The organism is Lysinibacillus sphaericus (assembly GCF_015844675.1).
Classification (GTDB): Bacteria; Bacillota; Bacilli; order Bacillales_A; family Planococcaceae; genus Lysinibacillus; species Lysinibacillus sphaericus_E.
In genome coordinates this window covers 45417-63661 of the sequence record NZ_LDGC01000065.1, presented here as the reverse complement: position 1 = coordinate 63661, position 18245 = coordinate 45417, and the positions used below count along the sequence as shown (strand labels likewise).

Below are 18245 nucleotides of genomic sequence, written 5' to 3'. Positions count from 1 at the left end.
AAGCATCACATCCTGTGATAACGCCTTCGACCAACATCTCTTCGCTTTCGCGCAGATAAAACCCTTTTGCTGTCGCTGCGCTTTCACACAAAAAACATCTGTTGGCCCGAGACCCTGGAGCGAGCATCGCGAGTGAAGCAGCTCAAATCAACCACGCGTTTTGGTGACGATCCAAAAATAACCATTTTTTTAAAATTAGAATTTTATAAAGGTAATTGTAAACTTTGTATAAACATTTTTCTCACTTTCAACTTTAATCAAGGCCTGATGAGCTTCAATAATCGCTTTTGTTAAAGCCAAGCCAATCCCTGTAGAATCATGTTTTTTAGAAGTGCTTGCTTTATAGAATCGATTAAAGATATGTGGTAAGTCTTCAGCAGCAATCCCTTCTCCAAAATCTTGAATTATGAGCTCTGTATAAATCGGTGTATCATTAACTTGAATTGTGATTGTATCACCAGGTTTAGAATGTTCAATTGCATTTTTTAGCAAGTTCATCAAAGCTTCTTGCATCCATAATTTATCGTGGGTAACCACTACTTCCTCCGTCCCGTCCCAGTCAATTGACAAATTCCTTTCATTGATTATATTTTTCAAACGATTCAAAACTTCATGAATGGTCTCCACCAAGTTTAAAGATTCTTTATCAAATGAAACAGCTTTGGCATCAATTTTCGCTACTTTTAACAAGTTTTGAATCAAGACATTCATTCTGGAGATTTGAATTTCATTATTTTGCAATAATTGAACTTGTTGCTGACGGGGCAAGTCTTCATTCAATAACATTTCATTATAGATTGATATAGTTGAAAGTGGCGTTTTTAATTGATGGGATATGTCTTGCAACATTTGTCCTAAGAATTCCTTCTCACCAAGTAAATCCTTCATATTTTTTCTAATTATGTCTTTCATAGAGCGGAATGAAACAGCTAATTTGGCGATTTCTCCTTCTTTATTTTCATTTATTGTAACTGAGTAATCTCCATCAATTATTTTCTTAGCAGTTGAGGTAAGTTGCTTAATTTTATTGAAAATAATCTTGTATTGTATATAGTTTGCCAGAAACAGTATTAATCCGAAACAAATCATTCCCCATAATATTGTTTGATTAAAGCTAGAAATATGGTTATTTAAAAGTGGAAAAAGTTTCGTCTCCAAATCTTCGTATAATCCATACTGCCTAAAGATTTCTCTCCCTTTCTCCTGATACTCACTTGAATCAGAAGAATTACTTGTTAAAACTTTCATAATTTCTGCTTCATTCTCAGGATTTTGTTCAATCAATTTAGCGGTAATTTCTCCCCAGGCTGTGATAGAATCCGTTTTTAAATGATTGTAAAAAATTTGATGTGAAATTAACTGATAAATTATAAATAGAGAAAATATAACCACCAGTATTATCTTATAACCTTTCAATTCGGTATTTTTCATCATCTATTCTCGGTACACATCCTTATCCCAATGATATCCTACTCCTCTTTTAGTAATGATAAACTGTGGATTTTTGGGGTCATCTTCAATTTTTTCTCTTAAACGCATTACGTAGACAGATAACGTATTTTCACCAAAAAAAACATCATCTTCTTCTGTTATTTTCAGTAGAATTTCATCTCTTTCTAGTATTTTGTGAGCGTTTTTCATAAAAGTTAACAAAAGCTTATATTCTAAGCTTGTTAATGAAACAATTCCTTGATTTTTATATACCTTTACTTGATTCATATCCACTTTTATATTTTCAGATATTAAAATCATTGAAATTTCTTCCACCCTAATTTGTTTGCGTAATTGCACTCTTACTCTCGACATAAGTTCTCTAACTCGAAAAGGTTTTGTTATATAATCATCTCCGCCAATATCTAGCCCCATTACCACATTTGCTTCTTCATCAAGAGCCGTTAAAAAAATAATAGCTGTTTCATTATTTTGGTTTTTGAAGTGTAAGCATAAGTCATAACCATTTCCATCTGGAAGGTTGATATCTAAAATAGCCAAGTCAAAAGTATGATCATTAAATTGGCTTTTCGCTTCTTTTACACTAGTGGCTCTAATCACCTCATACCCTTCATTTCTTAATGAAAATTCAATGGCTAGACCGAGAGCTTCATCATCTTCTACAAGTAGTATTTTAATCAAATATATCTTCTCCTTCCTCTCACTCCATATTAACATTTACCACCCAATCAGAATAACCTGACTATAAATAGCCAGGTCATAGGTATTACTCTTCCCTTATCGTATCTATAATATTATCCTGTTGAATTCTTCTCAGCGGTAGCAGAACAGACAAATAACTGATTAACAATGCTGCAGCAAACGTAATGAGACAAGCATTATAAGGAATCGACCATTCAACATTAAAGAGACCGGATGCGGCCGTGTACAAAATATATGAAAGTATACAACCATAAAAAATACCTTGCAAGCTTCCAGAAAAACCGTAAATCAGCGCTTCATAAATAATCATTTTTTTCAAATCCCTTTGGGACATGCCTATGGATTTTAATGCAGCCAGTTCTTTCCGTCTAATCATGATACTTATAGTAATTGTATTAAGTATATTTACACTGCCAATTAAAGAAATGACCACAATAAAAGCATATACAAGAACTTTGATGATGAGAGCTTCTTCATTTTTGGCTTTATTCTCTTCAAAGTTATTGACCACTGTAATATCGTGTTTTTTTCCAATAGCCTCCTGGATGTCTTCAACAGTCGCGATAGATTGATTTATATCCTTCAATTCAATTTTAATACTTAAGTCTTGTTCGGAAACCTCGGATACATTTTTAATCAACTTTATTTGTTCTAAAACTTCCAGATTCTCAGAAGAAACATTATTTTCTTCTTGTAGATAGATTGTAAGATCCGATTCGTACGGATCGTTCACAAGTTTGGATGAAAATGCGATGTCCATCAAAGATGAAAAAGTAATAAACAATACACTACTTATAATGATTGATAAAATAGTAACGACATAACGATTTTTATTTCTTTTTACATTTTTAATGGCCATACTTAATGGGAATGAAAAAGGTTTTCTTAGCACCTTATTATTTTGTTTTTTGATCCTCTCTTTTTTTATTGACAATCTACTGCTAATTGCCAACAGTGGTGATATTCTTCCTGCGAAAAAGGCAGGGAAATAACTGGATACTAATACAGCTATCAGAGTAAGAATCGAACTAGCCAATAATATCTTCCAATCTATATAGAAAAAAGAAACTTCTGAACCTTTGTCTAATAAAATCACGAAAAAGGCTTGGAGAATAGCAAGCGCCAATAAGCTGCATACAACCCCAATTGGGATGGCTATAAAAGCAAGCACGGCAGCTTCTTTCATGACAATTTGTCGAATTTGTTTTCGTGTAGCACCGATGCTTCTCAATAAGCCAAACTGCTTCATTCGCTCTACGACACTGATTTGAAAAGCGTTGTAAATAACGACAATTGTAGAAATTACAACAATACTGACAACGATAACTAGCATAATCAGAAGCGATTGATTCGTTTCTGGTTTCAAAGCTTGAATCAAATAAGTATTAATAACAATGTTATTATCTTCAGTAATTGAGTTAAGTTCGTCTAATACCTCGTTAAAGTCTGCCTTCTCGTTAATTTCAATTAATATCCTTCCCTCTCCAATAGCAAACTCACTTTTATATGTTAATAATCTCCCCTCTTTATTTTTTTGTGTAAACCCGCTATTATTCAGTAAACCAACCAGTTGATATGTTTTTCCATCCAGTTCAAATGAGTCACCTAATCGAAGATCTTTTTTTATAAATGGAATTAACCAGGAATCGATAGCCGCTTCATGAGCATTGGTCGGTAATTTCCCATCTAGTAGGCTGTAGGTTAGAAAGTTTAAGGCATGATGATCCGCGAAATTCATACGCACAGATATCTCTCCAACCGGAACAGTGTCACCCTGAGACATCAGACCAAACGATTCAATTTGGGGATTAAATCTGATTTTATTTAAAATCACCTCATCGTAGTTTGAAATTCCAACATGAAAAGAAATTCCGTTTATCTTCTTGGCGTTCTCAATTTGAGAGAGTTGTGAACCTTTCATAAACAGACCAATAGTTGAAATTAACGCTACAGAGAGCACGATTCCAACCAAGGTCAAAATTGTTCGTTTCATATTCCCTTTTAAATACTTAGTACCTAGTTGCTTATAACTATTGATCAAAATCAGTCCCTCCGGTCAGTGACTCTTTCGCAGTCAGTCGTTGGTCAGAAATGATTTCACCGTCTTGTATTGTGATAATCCGATCTGAAGCTGATGCTATCGTTAGATCGTGAGTAATCATTACAATGGTTTGATTGTATTTTTTTGCCGTGAATCTTAATAAATCCATAACTTCTTTCGTATTTCGAGTATCCAGATTACCTGTAGGCTCATCAGCAAGTATCAAATGCGGGCGATTAATGAGCGCCCTACCAATTGAAACCCGTTGCTGTTGCCCTCCAGATAGTTCGGAAGGTAAGTGATCCTTACGTTCTTGAAGCCCCAGGATATTAATAATTTCATTTAAATACTCCATATCTATAGATTCACTATCCAATAATGTAGGTAAAGCAATATTTTCTTGGACATTTAACACCGGTATCAAGTTGAAGAATTGGAAAATAAACCCAACCTTTCTTCTTCTGAATACCGAAAGCTCATTGTCTGAATATTCATAAATATCGTTATCCCCAATTAATACCTTCCCAGAACTAGGGCGATCCAACCCACCTAAAATATGTAGCAGTGTACTTTTTCCAGAACCAGAAGCTCCGACGATTGAAACAAATTCGCCTTGCTGAATAGAAAGATCAATTCCTTTTAATGCATCTACCCTGTTATTGCCTTCTCCATAACTTTTCGCTATATTCTCTAAACGTACAACTTCCATATAACTCATCCTCTCATCATTAAAACTCAATCTTGTATGTCTACAAAATTTACTTTGCGTTTGCTATCTGGATAGACGTTCTCAATTGTTTTGAAAACTTGTTCTACTTCTTCTTTATCTTCTTTATAATCAAATTTATAATCCTTTAAGTGAATCAGTGTCATAACGGAATCTGGCTCAGCTAACTCATCATAAGTTTTATCATTTAGAATAACAAAATCCATACCCATATATCCGACCCATATTTGATGCTTAATATAACTTACAGGTATCATTTGTCCATTCAAATCTATCTGGTGATCTACCAAATCATAATCACTTATAGAATAGAACAAATTTTGTGAACCAGGTAATTCTTTAATTTCATGAACAGGTTCTGAAATGATAGATGCACTGCCTGGTTCTTTTCTTGCTCTAATAACTCCTTTCTTAACTAATTGTTCAGCAGTAGTTTTGTTAATAACCATATACTCACTTTCTGATTCACCTTTTTTTGTTACGATGAACTTCGCTTTGTACTCATAAGTTTGTTCGGTTTTATTTTTATATTCCTGCTTAACTTTATTTACATCTTGTTCTGTGCCGATAACTACTATTCCATTGGCCGGTTGTGGTGGACCTTGAATATAACGTTTTACTCCGTATCCTATACCTAAAAAAATGGCGATAACTAAAACAAATCCTATAATTTTTTTCATTTTCTTTCTCCTTTTTTACTTCATGTCTAAATTATAGACTAGATATTCTTTATATTTGAATAACTGTTGTCTTACTATTGATTCTCTATTCTTACTCGTTTGTAAGAATAGAAAAATCCCATGTGTTAAGAAATGTAATTCACTTTCTACAGGAGGAATTACGATTGAAAATGCTTTTGTAGATGTGAACAACCTTAAGTGATTAATAAATATTCCTACTATCCAAACATAAGAGGCATACTTCATATAGTTTTGATTCGCTGAACAGTTTCCTTCCTTTTATTCAAAAACTAAGCAAAAAAAAATCCATTTTGAAAAAATTATAATCAAAATGGATTTTTTATTAGATTTTTGCAAATGGTACGACTTTATTTTCAATTCGATAAATTTAGATCTTGTTAGTTTCTCAAATTATTATATTAACTCAGTATGTTTTGGTATAAAGAAAAAAATAGTATAGAATCTAACATTCAGTTTTTTAATATCCTTTGATATGTATTTTAGAAACAATATTATATCTACCTTAAGTTATTGTTTAATTTTAAACCTACTGATTTCGTCAATTATTTCACTTGACATTTTATCTAATACATTTGCATAACTAGCTATTTCTTCATTAGAAGCTGTTTGTTGCTCAATCGATAATGCAATAATTTGTAAGCTTGAAGATGTATCCTCTGCAACTTCAGCAATTTCAACAATTGCTTCATTAGTTTTATTTGCTTGTTTATTTACGTTTAACACAATACTTTTGACTTCTTCTGTAGCAATGTTAATTTGATGAATATATTCAACAATGTCTTTAAATGCCTCACCTGATTGTTCTACTACTTCTCTACCTTCATCAACAAATTGCGAACCATTATTAATCGATTTAACAGCATTAGATGTTTTGCTTAGAATGTCATCAATTAATATTTTGATATCAGAAGTAGCCTTCCCTGCTTCTTCTGCTAATTTTCTAACCCTATCCGCTACCACTGCAAAACCTTTTCCTGCTTCACCAGCTTGAGCTGCCTCAATAGAAGCATTTATTGCTAGTATGTTTGTCTGATAAGTAATACGTGTTATAAGCTCTAAAATCATTCTAATCTCTTGTGATTTTTCTCCTAAAGCATTCACTACATCCGTTGATTCTTTTACAGAAGCGTTAATTGTGTTCATTTTATCAATTGATAGTTCAATTAATGCCAACCCTAAATCAGCTTTTAAATTAGTCTCACCCGCTACATCTGAAACTACTCGTACTGCATGTGATACATTCCTCATTTCTTCATTAATAGCTTGAAACGATTCTGATAAAATCATCGTTTTATTCACCTGAACATCTGATCCAGATACGATTCCCTTATTGAAATTGGCTATTTTCTCAACTGAGGAACTATTTTGATCAGCAATTGATGTAAACTCCTCTGTATAAGATGATACTTTCAAAGAAGCTTTCTTCGCCTTTTGAATCACTGTTTCTATGTTATCAATCATATTATTAAAATAATAGGATAACTGCCCAATTTCATCTTTAGATTTATCCTCAAGGCGTATCGTTAGGTCACCTTTAGCAGCAAGTGTCATTGCATTTAATACCTTGTCAATTCGCTTAATAACTATAAAACGTGTACTTAAAGAGATAATGAATGTTGCAATAAATAAGGATACAAAAGTATTGATGGTAACTTCCAGACTACCATTGATTTTATCTACTTTATCAATTTGATCATTAATAAAGTTTGAGATATGAGAACTGATATATAAACTGATAGCTACAGCTAAAATCATTTTAAAAATTAGACTTTTTCTAAATTTAATCGTACCTTTTTTAGTTTCATCTGTATTCATTTATTTACTCCAATCTTATGTATGGTTATGTCGTACTACCCTTACATACACATTCGTTACTGTATAATAAACTACTTCATGTTTTACATATGTTGGATTATCTTGTGTTGTAGTATACTTTCTGATGTTGCAAAATCCCAACTTGGTTCTACAATCCCCATTCCTGTAGTGGCACTAACAATTTAAATCATTTTTCCTGCAATTCATCCGTTAGCAAAAATGGTGTACTGACTATTTACAAGTTGTTCTATTTCATAGGCAATCCCAAATAAGCTTTTTACATAAAAAGCGCCTGTGTCGATTCAACCACAGGCGCTTTGTTGTAGCCTCATTACCTAACTAATTTAGTTAGATTAAGTGGAGATAGTTGGATTATAACATCCTTTTAATTAAAATTCGTTAATGGTAAAAAGCTGTGGCAATTTCAAGAGCTTTAAGTGGCTCTTTAATTGAATCAAGCGTATAGACCAGTTTTTCGTCCTGCCAAACAATCGAATTCCCTGATTCATAAACATCTAAGCGCGCAAAACCGTTTTGTTTTGGGATTGGAAGCATATGTGTTTCTAGAAATTGGACTGCCTGTTTTGCAAGTTTCATACCTGCTTCTGGATTGTCTGTTCGTGTTCGTGCCGTAATTGCCCATCTACCCTCATTCCAACCAGTCCATAAAGAACCAGCTCCTGCATCCTGATAACCTTTAATGTTATAGCCAAGATCAACCTCTTGACCACCATTTTGACTAAAGTTCACAAAAGCAATTTGCTCATTAGCTTCTTTAGCATTCTGATATTGTTTTACTACTAGTCTTGCAATAGCAGTAGCTGACTGTGAATTTTTAAGCTTCGGATCATTAATTGGCAAATGCTTTTTACTTTCAAAAAATAGTATTTCAACTTGGTTAGCTTCAGCCTTCGTTGTTGCAGTTAAAAATGTACCTTCTGTTATCGGTAGCCCTTTTGGTAAAGTTATAGATAAATTAGTTTTAAGCTGGTTCTTAATATTTTTTAGTACACTAGCCTGTGTATGTGAAAGAGATGCTTCTGTATTTCCCTTATTTGTTTTGGAAGGTTCCTGATTTTCGTTTGATTGATGCTCTTCTTGTGACTTGTTTGACTCGTTAGATTTTTGTTCCTCTTGTGGCTTGCTCGGCACGTTAGATTCCTGTTCCTCTTGTGGCTTGTTCGGCACGTTAGGTTTTTCTTCTTTATCAGAGCATGCACTTATTATACTGAAACTTAAAAGCATGGAAATAAAAAGTATTTTTTTCATGGCATTGGCCCCCTAATTTTTTCTTCCCGTCCTTAATCAACTGAAACTTTTTGTTATTTAACCTCATTCATTCATTTCGTCAAATCATTAAATTTTTGACCGAGTAAAACGAAACGAAGAACAGCTTTGTCATCAACTGAACCACAAAATACTGACGTTGTTACTACCACTAATGGAATTAGAGTTCTAAAATGTAAAAGCTCACTTGTTTCTTCTCGGGTTCATCTATTCTTTCACTTCTTTTAGGGTTACTTTAATTCGAGGATAATAGATACTCGTAACACCTTCAAACGCGGAATCTGTGCCAATAAATAACCACAGTTCTCCTTTTTTATCAGTTTCAACAATAAACGGGCGTTGATTATTATTAAAAGGTTTTAACTCATACTTCTTATCTACTGTCGTTTTTGCCAAGTCACCAATCATAAATGCATCTTTACCTTCTCCTTTTTGATTCCCTTTATCAATATTCATCAAATAAAATCCCGTTTTATCTTTAACTGGGATTGGTTCCGTATTGGTTGCACCAATTTTCACAAATACACTTTCACCTGGCGATCCACCTACGCCTATTTTATCTCCAGCATTAGTAGCAATATCGAAATCAAACGTCACACTATATTTTGTATTTGGTTTTAATCGATCATTTGTATCCAATTTCTTCTTAACAAACATAAATAAATCGTCACTGCCATTATATCCACTTAAGTAAAGACCTTTTTGTTTAATGTTTATCTCTTTAGGTAGTGACTTAATAGAAAATCGGAGCTTATAACGAAGTTTATCTTTAGATGGATAGTCAGAAAATCCACCGATCCATCCATTTTTATTCTTGCTAAAAGTTGATTCAACAATGATATCATCGTAATTCGTTACTACCTGGTCTAAATCAATAAGTGTGACAAACGCATTTTTGTTTAACAATAAAATTTGCTCTTTGGTTAAATCTCCAGCAAAACCACTAATAACGCTATCATAAGTATATCTTATTGAAAATTCACCAATTTCCTTTTCAAGTTTCGCATAGTCTTCTTTGTTGAGCATTTTATTAAAGCTAACAATTACTGAGAATACATCCGATGTCGAAGCTCCCTCAATCTTTCGAGTTAGTTCTTCTGATATTTTATAAGGGAGAATATTTACATCGTGTACGTTACTGTGTGCTGCTAATGCCGGTTTAGTCAAATTTACCCCTGAAACTGATCCACAAAATACTAACGTTGTTGCTACTACTAATGAGATTTTTTTAATATTCATTTATTTACCTCCTAAAGTTCGATTCAGTTAATAGACCAGAATAAGATTGAATTTGTTTAAAAATCCAATCCAAGTATATTTAACGCTACCATAAAGTTATAGAACTCTTTTACCTAACTAAATTAGTTAGGTAATTGCTATTATAAACATTTATTCTCGAAAATTCATCAATTTTCTTTTCGACTTTTGCATAGTCACAGATCTTCTTGTGAGCGTTCTATCCAAATAACCATTACTGAGAATTTGTTTGATGTCGAATCTTCTCCAGTCTTTCGAGTTAGTTCTTCTCCTATCTTATAAAGGAGAATACTTACTATTGAAACTTACTTTGTCTAATACCGGCTCAGTCAAATTTAACTGAAACTGATCCGCAAAATAATACATTGCTACAACTACTAAGGATTTTTTTCAAATCATTATTTACCTCCTAAAATTATAATTCAATTATTAGACGAGAATTAATTACAATGAGTTTCATTGTTTTTCAAAAAAAGCCAATTAAAGGATGTAAACTGCTAACATAAAGGTATAGAGTTCTTTATTGAAAGCCCACTCATTTCTTCCCATTTTTTAATGAGGCTGCGCCTAAAGGGATTCTTTCTTCAACCGCAGCCCACTTTCGAAGGCATTGGCCAACATGTCTTTTGTAAAAAAGTAGATAATGGGCGTTCGCGTATGCCTAAAATAGCTTTGTACATATTCTGTGCTTAAGACATGTATTGAAAATTAACTAGAGAAAGGATGTAAGTATTAGCTCAAATATTGACTATACTTCACCGTCAACACAGTTCACCTCTGATGTCAATGACAACACTCTTTTTAAAAGAGATGATCGGAATTTTATAAACATTCTAGGTGTAGAACAATTGAATACGTTAGAAAATACATCTTTGCTTGATATTTTTCTAAGTAAGAATAAGATGATAGAGCCTCACTATCATCAAAATGCAGCAGAACTTGTTTATTGTATTTCCGGTGCTGCCATTGTTTCTATATTTAATCCCTTTACAAAAGAGATTAAAAACTATCCGATCGAGCCTGGTCAAGTCGCCAATGTACCGCAAGGATGGTGGCATTATGAAATAGCTACTGAAAATGACACGCATTTACTGGCTATTTTTGATGCTCCAACTCCTGATGTTATTTTAGGCTCAGATATATTGAAATTTACACCTTCCAATGTCATGGCTCACGCGTATTGTTTAGATGAAACTCAGTGGAAGAAAACAATTGCGCCTGTTGTACCATCAACATATATCGGTCCACCTAAAGATTGTAACCGTATAAAATCAACTGCTGAAAATCAAAAAGATCAAAAGCAGCAAAAAGATCCTCATCATAAACATAAAAATAAATATATGCCTTCGAACCCATATCCGCCATATCACTACCCAAATATGAATCCTTATATGAATCCTTATGGCTCAAATCCTTATGGCTCATATTATTAATCAAAAAACGAAAAATCGTAATCGTTCATAGGAGTATATGACTCGACATCATAAGCTCTACACCTTTCATTGCATAAAAATAAATAAAAAGGAAAATCTATATTTTAAGTCATAGCTTCGTTATTACTAAAAGAGGTGTAGAAGATGGAATTATTTCCAGTGATCCATACGAATTTTTGGGATGCTGTAATAGCTGTTCCAGCTGTGTTACTTATTACACAGCTAATTAAGGTATTTATGCGTGTTGAGCCTAAATATGTTCCTGCAATTGCCCTTGTTATTGGCTTGATTATTTCTATCTTCATTAGCCATAGACATAATCTCATTGCTGGAATATTTATGGGCTTTTTTTATGGTTATGCAGCTATCGGAAACTTTGCAGCATTAAAAACAACTATTAATAGCTATAAAAGCAAGAAATTAAAGGAATAAAACTTTAGTTCATAACGTGGAGTTGATTTCCGTTCCTACTGGGCGCTTCGTTAACACTCCGCTTTCGCGCAGAGCAGAGCTTCCTTGGGGCGTCAGTGGAAACGGGAATCAACTGATCCACAGACAAACGTTTTTACAAAATAACATCCAACTTTTTAGTTTTATCGGAACACTTTCAGAAATTATCGCCCAACATTTGAATTTTATCGATCAACTTTTAATTTTTATCGACATCCAACTTCAAAAAAAACAAAAAAGGACTCATACACAAAACTGTGTGTGAATCCTTTTACTTTGTCATCTTTAGCGATCAGCCCTTTTATTGTAAAAAATGATTAGAATTTCATTTAATAACACATCCTAATCTCAATTAAATGAACGAGAACATGAGTTAGGATGTGTAATTATGGAATTGGCAAATGGAAATCTAACATCATTACGCTATAAGCAGATTTTTAACATTTGGACGCAGATTGGCGTTAATAATGGCTATATAGCTTCAAATCATGCATTTTTCAAGCACACTGTTGATAAAAAGCTGAAGGCTATTATTGTGGATTTTGTGCAATGTTTAAAAGAGGAAAATAAACACCTAACAGCGGTATTAAAGGAAAATGGGTTAGTTGCCCCTACTACATCGATCGACTATGGAAAGTTGAAAATGAAAAGTATTCGAGGGAAAAAAGCTATTAATGATACAGAAATCAGCACCCTTTTATCGATGAATATAGCTTCTTCAGTTATTTCAGTCAGTCAGGCTTTAGAAATGTCTGTGAAGAAGAAGCATACTGCAAAATACGGAGAGCTTCATATGAAGTATGCCATACTTGGTGCAAAGCTAATACGACTCAGTAATGACAAAGGCTGGCTACTAGCTCCTACAACAATTTAATGTTTCTCTTTAAACGAGGGAGATTCCTGTTCTATATTATTCGCTTTCCCGTGGACGAGCGTCGAATTGCTTCCCCCGCTTATGTTGACACTTCGTTTTCACGCAGACAAAACTTTATTGCTAAAGTTTCATTTTATCACTATAAATTAGGGGCCATGTCAGAAAATACATGTTATGTGAATTGGTTGATTGGAGTGGGGACTGGACGACTCCTCGGGGATCAGCAATAGAGGAACGAGGGCACGTCCTGTGATAACGCCTTCGTGACCAACATCCTGTTGCCCCGACTCCCCCAGGAAGCTCTGCTCTGCGTGAAAGCGAAGCGGCAGCAACAAATGTTTTTATCTGTGCGAAAGCGTAGCGACAGCAACAACAAAGCGTCCAGTCGGAACGGAAATCAACCCTTCATTTTGCCCAAGGCTATACCTTTTTTAAGTAAGATATCTTCATTTCATTACACAATAGCTTTTTAAGCGCCTCATTCACAAATTTCTGGTTTTCAACACTAAAAAGCTCTCGTTTCAACAAAACGAGAGCTTCAATAATTATTACTCATTATCGAATTCTCACGAACAACAGCTTGTACCACTGATTCACGATGAACGGTAACACAGACAAGCTATAAATAAAGCCTAATTGTGCGGTGCTTAATGTGGCAACTTCAAACACACCTGTAAGCATTGGAATAAACAATACTGCGTGTAAACTTAAAAAACCGATTAAGAATGCAAGCCAAGTATATTTATTCGAAAATAGTCCAATGGCGAAGATAGATTCTTTAGCTCTGGAGTTGAAGCCATGCACTAATCGTGACAAGCATAATGTTGTAAATGCCATCGTGCTCGCCGTTAAAGTATCTCCCGTTGACAATCCGATTTCAAAGGCAACCGTTGTCGAAATGGCAATTAATATTCCTTCGAGCACCACTTGAGTAGTAAATGCTTTATTTAATAATGGTGCATGAATATTTCGAGGCTTGTCCTTCATTGTTTTTTTATTATTCGGCTCTAAACCAATTGCAATCGCCGGTAAACTATCCGTTAGTAAGTTAATAAATAATAGGTGTACAGGTGCAAAAGGAACTGGCAAACCTAATATTGTTGCATATAAAACAACAAAAATGGCACCCGCATTCCCAGATAATAAGAACAAAATAGCGTTTTTGATATTCGTATAAATACTTCTACCATTTGCAATAGCCTTTACAATCGTTGAAAAATTATCATCCGTTAGTATCATAGAGGAGGCATCCTTCGCGACCTCTGTGCCGGTAACTCCCATTGCCACACCAATGTCGGATTGTTTTAGCGCAGGACCATCATTAACACCATCACCTGTCATGGCGACGACATGCCCTTTTTCTTGCCACGCTTTCACGATACGAATTTTTTGAGCAGGTGTTACGCGGGCATAAACAGAAAAATCGTTAACCTTTTCTTGAAGCTGTTGATCTGTTAAGCCTTCTATTTCATGCCCTTCAATCGCTTCAGAGGGATCATTTAAAATCCCGATTTGATTGGCAATAGCCGTTGCTGTAATTTTATGATCACCTGTAATCATCACCGGCTTGATACCAGCTTTTATACATTTTTCAACCGCACCTTCAGATTCTTTTCTTGGAGGATCCATCATCGCGATTAAACCAACAAAGATTAAATCTTTTTCAGCTCTTACATCGATTGCTTGATGTCCCTTTACCTCTTTATAGGCTACTGCTAATACCCTTAACCCCTTCATAGAAAATTCACGATTTACCGCTTCGATTTTTTGGCGTTGTTGTTTTGTAATATTAAATATGCCTTTTGAAGTTTCAATCTTTACAATTTTAGGAAGAAGGACATCTAATGCTCCTTTTGTAATCATAATAGATTGCTGATTGATAGTATTCACAGTACTCATGAGCTTTCTATCTGAATCAAAAGGGATTTCGGTTAATCTTGGATAATAATCTCTTACTAATATTTCATCAAAATCATATTGCTTCCCTAATTTTACGAGTGCAACTTCAGTAGGATCACCGATTTCCTTACCGTCTCTTTCCACAGCATCACTACATAATATTGCCTTTAACATAAGATCTTTCTCAACTGTATTTTCAGTGTATAGCTGATCATGTGGAATCACTTTTTCATCCACATAAACCTCTTGAACAACCATTTTATTTTCAGTTAAAGTTCCTGTTTTATCTGAACAAATGACAGATACACTTCCAAGACTTTCAACAGCATAAAGCTTTCGAATAATGGCATTTTCCTTTGCCATTTTCTGTGTCCCAAAAGCTAGCACAATAGTAACGATCGAGCTTAACGCTTCTGGAATTGCTGCGACGGCAAGTGAAACAGCAAACATAAACGATTCTACAAGCGCACGTCCTCTAACAAGGTCAATCACGAAAATAGCTAGACAGATTAACGTAATCCCTAAAGCTAATTTTTCTCCGAAATGATCTAAACTTACTTGTAACGGTGTTTTCTTCTCTTTCGCAGTATCTAGTAAATTTGCAATTTTGCCGATTTCAGTTTGCATTCCGATAGCTGTAACCATGACAATACCACGACCAGTTGTCACATAGCTTCCAGAGTATACCATGTTCTTTTTATCAGCAACTGTTACATTGCTTTCCTTAATAGCATCAACACTTTTCCCCACAGCGATTGATTCACCTGTCAGCGAGCTTTCATTGATATGCAAATTATGACTTTCTAATAATCTCCCATCTGCATTGATATAATCGCCAGCCTCCAAATAAAGAAGATCTCCAACGACTAGATCTTCTGAAGCAATCTCTATTAGCTGATTATTTCGCATTACTTTGGCAATTGGGGAGGTTAAGGCTTTTAAATTATCCAAAGACTGTTCTGCCTTGACATGCTGAACAGTACCTAGGATAGCGTTTAATATAACGACAACCATAATGACAACGGTGCTTCCTACTTCTCCTAATAGAAATGAAACGAAAGCAGCAATGATTAAAATAATGACTAATAAATCTTTAAACTGTCCAAAGAAAACGGCGAATGCACTTGTTTTTTTTCCTTCCGCTAATACATTATAGCCGTATACTTCCTGCCTCTTTTGAACGTCATAATCACTCAATCCTTGATCTGTCACGTTCAAAGTTTTCATCACTTCAGCTGATGATTGTTGATGATATTCTGACATTCGATTCCCCCTCCATTTGAAATTATTAGACAATCATGCCGATTAAGTAACTCACAGCATCCTCCCTATCCTGAGAAAATGCTGTTATTAGTTAACAAGTTAGATTCCCATTAGTAGACCCCTTTGAATTATCTATCTTAGGCAGAGAGAACATAATATGTCCTAAAAATAGTATTGAATCATCAGACTCCCTATCTATTGAGCCCCTAAAATACTTTAACTACAACAATCTATTCCTTGTCCTATTCCAGTATGATAATAATCGATATAGAAATTAAATATTTGTTGAATATTGAACATATAAAATAAAGTGAAACTTGAATCAGTAGGGTTTTACCGGTAGTTCATGCAAGATAAATCGCGATGACAATGAAGCGATATCGAACATAATAACCTTTGCTTACTAGTTATGTGAGCAAAAAAAGACATTTGGAATATAGCTATTCCAAATGTCTTTCGTCACATGCATAGACTCCCGATAGGCCAGTCTTGCAATTATAATATTATTTTAGATATCTTTCTTTATTTGCGGATAATAAATAATCGAGTGCATTACGAGTTGTTATGTGCCGATTTCATCCCTAACTCAGCCCCATCTGAAACTGGTGCTCTTTTCAGAGAAAAAATTGCACAGCCTAGAGCACATAAAACTAAAATGGCACCGAAGCCAGCTAAATGCTTAGCAGATCCTGTAACAGCAAACATAGCCCCACCAACAGCTGAACCGATAGATATACCAATCTGTAATGCAGCAGTATTTAAACTTTGTTGAATATCAGACGTTTTTGGATCAGTTTCTATTAAATAATTTTGTAATGGAGGGGTTAGTGCCCAGCTAAGTGCACCCCATAAAACTGTCACGACTAAAAAGAGTGGAAAAGCAACAATTGTGTAAGGAATACTAAACAATACAACGGCAAATGCAGAGACAACAATTAGAATAGCTTTACCAGTACCAATTTTGTCACTTAGCCAACCACCAAGAGCATTCCCACTGACAGACGCTATTCCGAAGATTAGATAACAGATACTAATCCAAGAGGCACTCATATCAAATGCTTCTACTAAAAACGGCGTTAAATATGCATAAAGCATATAATGACCGGCCAACATAAACAGTGTTGTTAATTGTGCACTTAGGATTTTTAAATTCGCCAATGATTTAATTTGAGCCTTTAATGGGACAACTTCTACAACTGGCATTTTTTCAAGCAATAACGCAATAAGAATCATAGATAGAGTTGAAAGAAGTGCGATTCCTAAAAATATAGCTCTCCATCCAAATGCTTCCGAAACAAATATCCCAATTGGCACACCGATGACAAGTGCCGAACTGACACCTATGAAAACAAGCCCTAACGCTTTTGCACGATGTCTTGGTTCAACAATTTTCGTTGCAATCGTTAAGGATAAGACGATAACCAATGCAGTACTCATCGCCGTGAAAATTCTAGCAATCATGACGATCAAGAATGTCGTACTAAAATACGTCATAAGATTACCTAAAGTAAAAATAAATAAAGAAATAAGATAAAGGCGCTTCCGTTCCACTTTTGCGGTTAATGATAAAAGGACAGGCGCAGATATTGCGTAGACGAGAGCAAATATTGTAATTAATTGTCCCGCTGTTGATAAGGACACATTTAAATCTTTTGCAATTGTTGGTAATATACCACCTACAATTAATTCCACCAATCCTACCGCAAAGGTAGTAACGGCCAGAATGTACACTCTCCAATTCATAATTATCACCCTTCTGTTCCACTTTCATTTTTGTAGGGAGATAATAGAAAAAAATCCTGACTACAAAAATGAAGCACGATTTTTGTAGTCAGGATTTTATGGTTCCTGGTAGAGACCCTCAATCCATATTATTGAGGTTATACATATCAAATATTTACGTTAGCTATATTAGCATATTGAATTTTGCATGACAACATTTTTTTTATTATTTCTTTCTTGCCATCCATAAACTTAGTTCACTATAGCACTCTCATTCATTAAAGTGCAACCGCTTACCTACTAAAAAATCATTTTAAAAGAAAGAAATTTCAGATTTTACTTATATTTTTTCAACTTTGACCATACATACTAATATAACAGAACATTGTGAGGTGATTGTTTGCGTATAGTAGGTTTAGTATGCTATTTTTTATTGTTGTTTTATGGTGTAGAACCAGTAACAGAAGAACTCTCAATCAATCAACAAGCAATCAATTCTCCTAGTCTGAGCGAACAGCAAATCCCCATAAAAGAAACGGTTGAAAATTCAACAGTTTGTACCTATTATTCCACTTATAAAGTTTGTAAAGCTTTATCTGCGAACTAAAAAAGAGGCTGCTCA

14 protein-coding genes and 1 riboswitch are annotated in these 18245 nt (G+C 34.4%); of the genes, 4 read left to right on the top strand and 10 right to left on the bottom strand.

Annotation, left to right across the window (positions count from 1 at the left end; genetic code table 11):
• Positions 1-195: 195 nt before the first annotated feature.
• From ABE34_RS16035 to ABE34_RS16000, 8 genes are all read right to left on the bottom strand, one after another.
• Complete coding sequence (locus tag ABE34_RS16035) at positions 196-1431, bottom strand: HAMP domain-containing sensor histidine kinase (RefSeq protein ID WP_197143522.1); 1236 nt, start codon at positions 1429-1431, stop codon at positions 196-198.
• 3 nt (positions 1432-1434) lie between these two features.
• Positions 1435-2133 carry a response regulator transcription factor gene (locus ABE34_RS16030; protein WP_241747234.1) on the bottom strand — a complete coding sequence of 233 codons (699 nt, stop codon included), beginning with the start codon at positions 2131-2133 and terminating at the stop codon, positions 1435-1437.
• Positions 2134-2218: 85 nt separating this feature from the next.
• The gene (locus ABE34_RS16025; RefSeq protein WP_197143487.1) at positions 2219-4195 is read right to left on the bottom strand and encodes an ABC transporter permease; all 1977 of its coding nucleotides are present in this window, start codon (positions 4193-4195) and stop codon (positions 2219-2221) included.
• Entirely contained in the window at positions 4185-4904 is a 720-nt protein-coding gene (locus ABE34_RS16020; protein WP_197143486.1) for an ABC transporter ATP-binding protein, read from the bottom strand. Before ABE34_RS16020 ends, ABE34_RS16025 begins: the two co-directional genes overlap by 11 nt.
• A 26-nt stretch (positions 4905-4930) precedes the next feature.
• Positions 4931-5602, bottom strand: a complete 672-nt coding sequence (locus tag ABE34_RS16015; RefSeq protein WP_197143485.1) for a lipoprotein BA_5634 family protein — start codon at positions 5600-5602, stop codon at positions 4931-4933.
• Positions 5603-6130: 528 nt separating this feature from the next.
• Positions 6131-7438: a methyl-accepting chemotaxis protein gene (locus ABE34_RS16010; RefSeq protein ID WP_197143484.1), complete on the bottom strand. Its 1308-nt coding sequence runs from the start codon at positions 7436-7438 to the stop codon at positions 6131-6133.
• Positions 7439-7837: 399 nt separating this feature from the next.
• Positions 7838-8707: a hypothetical protein gene (locus ABE34_RS16005; protein ID WP_241747235.1), complete on the bottom strand. Its 870-nt coding sequence runs from the start codon at positions 8705-8707 to the stop codon at positions 7838-7840.
• Positions 8708-8932: 225 nt separating this feature from the next.
• Complete coding sequence (locus tag ABE34_RS16000; protein ID WP_197143483.1) at positions 8933-9964, bottom strand: protease inhibitor I9 family protein; 1032 nt, start codon at positions 9962-9964, stop codon at positions 8933-8935.
• A gap of 749 nt (positions 9965-10713) precedes the next feature.
• Between ABE34_RS16000 and ABE34_RS15995 the strand changes: the two genes are divergently transcribed.
• From ABE34_RS15995 to ABE34_RS15985, 3 genes are all read left to right on the top strand, one after another.
• Positions 10714-11415, top strand: a complete 702-nt coding sequence (locus ABE34_RS15995; protein WP_197143520.1) for a cupin domain-containing protein — start codon at positions 10714-10716, stop codon at positions 11413-11415.
• Positions 11416-11559: 144 nt separating this feature from the next.
• On the top strand, positions 11560-11847 hold the full coding sequence (locus ABE34_RS15990; RefSeq protein WP_197143482.1) for a hypothetical protein: 288 nt from the start codon (positions 11560-11562) through the stop codon (positions 11845-11847).
• Positions 11848-12253: 406 nt separating this feature from the next.
• On the top strand, positions 12254-12739 hold the full coding sequence (locus tag ABE34_RS15985; RefSeq protein WP_197143481.1) for a DUF3231 family protein: 486 nt from the start codon (positions 12254-12256) through the stop codon (positions 12737-12739).
• Positions 12740-13294: 555 nt separating this feature from the next.
• Here ABE34_RS15985 and ABE34_RS15980 read toward each other — a convergent pair.
• On the bottom strand, positions 13295-15901 hold the full coding sequence (locus ABE34_RS15980) for a cation-translocating P-type ATPase (RefSeq protein WP_197143480.1): 2607 nt from the start codon (positions 15899-15901) through the stop codon (positions 13295-13297).
• A 552-nt stretch (positions 15902-16453) separates the two neighbouring features.
• The gene (locus tag ABE34_RS15975) at positions 16454-17644 is read right to left on the bottom strand and encodes an MFS transporter (protein WP_197143479.1); all 1191 of its coding nucleotides are present in this window, start codon (positions 17642-17644) and stop codon (positions 16454-16456) included.
• A 65-nt stretch (positions 17645-17709) separates the two neighbouring features.
• Positions 17710-17809, bottom strand: a riboswitch (purine riboswitch).
• A 214-nt stretch (positions 17810-18023) separates the two neighbouring features.
• On the opposite strand from ABE34_RS15975, the gene ABE34_RS15970 reads away from it, so the two are divergent.
• A complete protein-coding gene (locus ABE34_RS15970; protein WP_197143478.1) occupies positions 18024-18230 on the top strand; it encodes a hypothetical protein in 207 nt (68 codons plus the stop codon).
• The last annotated feature ends 15 nt before the right edge of the window (positions 18231-18245 follow it).

What these genes read in the sequence shown, in the direction of transcription:
- ABE34_RS16035 (WP_197143522.1), bottom strand. Translation starts at nt 1,431, where the DNA reads ATGAAAAATACCGAATTGAAAGGTTATAAGATAATACTGGTGGTTATA.
- ABE34_RS16020 (WP_197143486.1), bottom strand. Translation starts at nt 4,904, where the DNA reads ATGGAAGTTGTACGTTTAGAGAATATAGCGAAAAGTTATGGAGAAGGC.
- ABE34_RS16015 (WP_197143485.1), bottom strand. Translation starts at nt 5,602, where the DNA reads ATGAAAAAAATTATAGGATTTGTTTTAGTTATCGCCATTTTTTTAGGT.
- ABE34_RS16010 (WP_197143484.1), bottom strand. Translation starts at nt 7,438, where the DNA reads ATGAATACAGATGAAACTAAAAAAGGTACGATTAAATTTAGAAAAAGT.
- ABE34_RS16005 (WP_241747235.1), bottom strand. Translation starts at nt 8,707, where the DNA reads ATGAAAAAAATACTTTTTATTTCCATGCTTTTAAGTTTCAGTATAATA.
- ABE34_RS16000 (WP_197143483.1), bottom strand. Translation starts at nt 9,964, where the DNA reads ATGAATATTAAAAAAATCTCATTAGTAGTAGCAACAACGTTAGTATTT.
- ABE34_RS15990 (WP_197143482.1), top strand. Translation starts at nt 11,560, where the DNA reads ATGGAATTATTTCCAGTGATCCATACGAATTTTTGGGATGCTGTAATA.
- ABE34_RS15985 (WP_197143481.1), top strand. Translation starts at nt 12,254, where the DNA reads ATGGAATTGGCAAATGGAAATCTAACATCATTACGCTATAAGCAGATT.
- ABE34_RS15980 (WP_197143480.1), bottom strand. Translation starts at nt 15,901, where the DNA reads ATGTCAGAATATCATCAACAATCATCAGCTGAAGTGATGAAAACTTTG.
- ABE34_RS15975 (WP_197143479.1), bottom strand. Translation starts at nt 17,644, where the DNA reads ATGAATTGGAGAGTGTACATTCTGGCCGTTACTACCTTTGCGGTAGGA.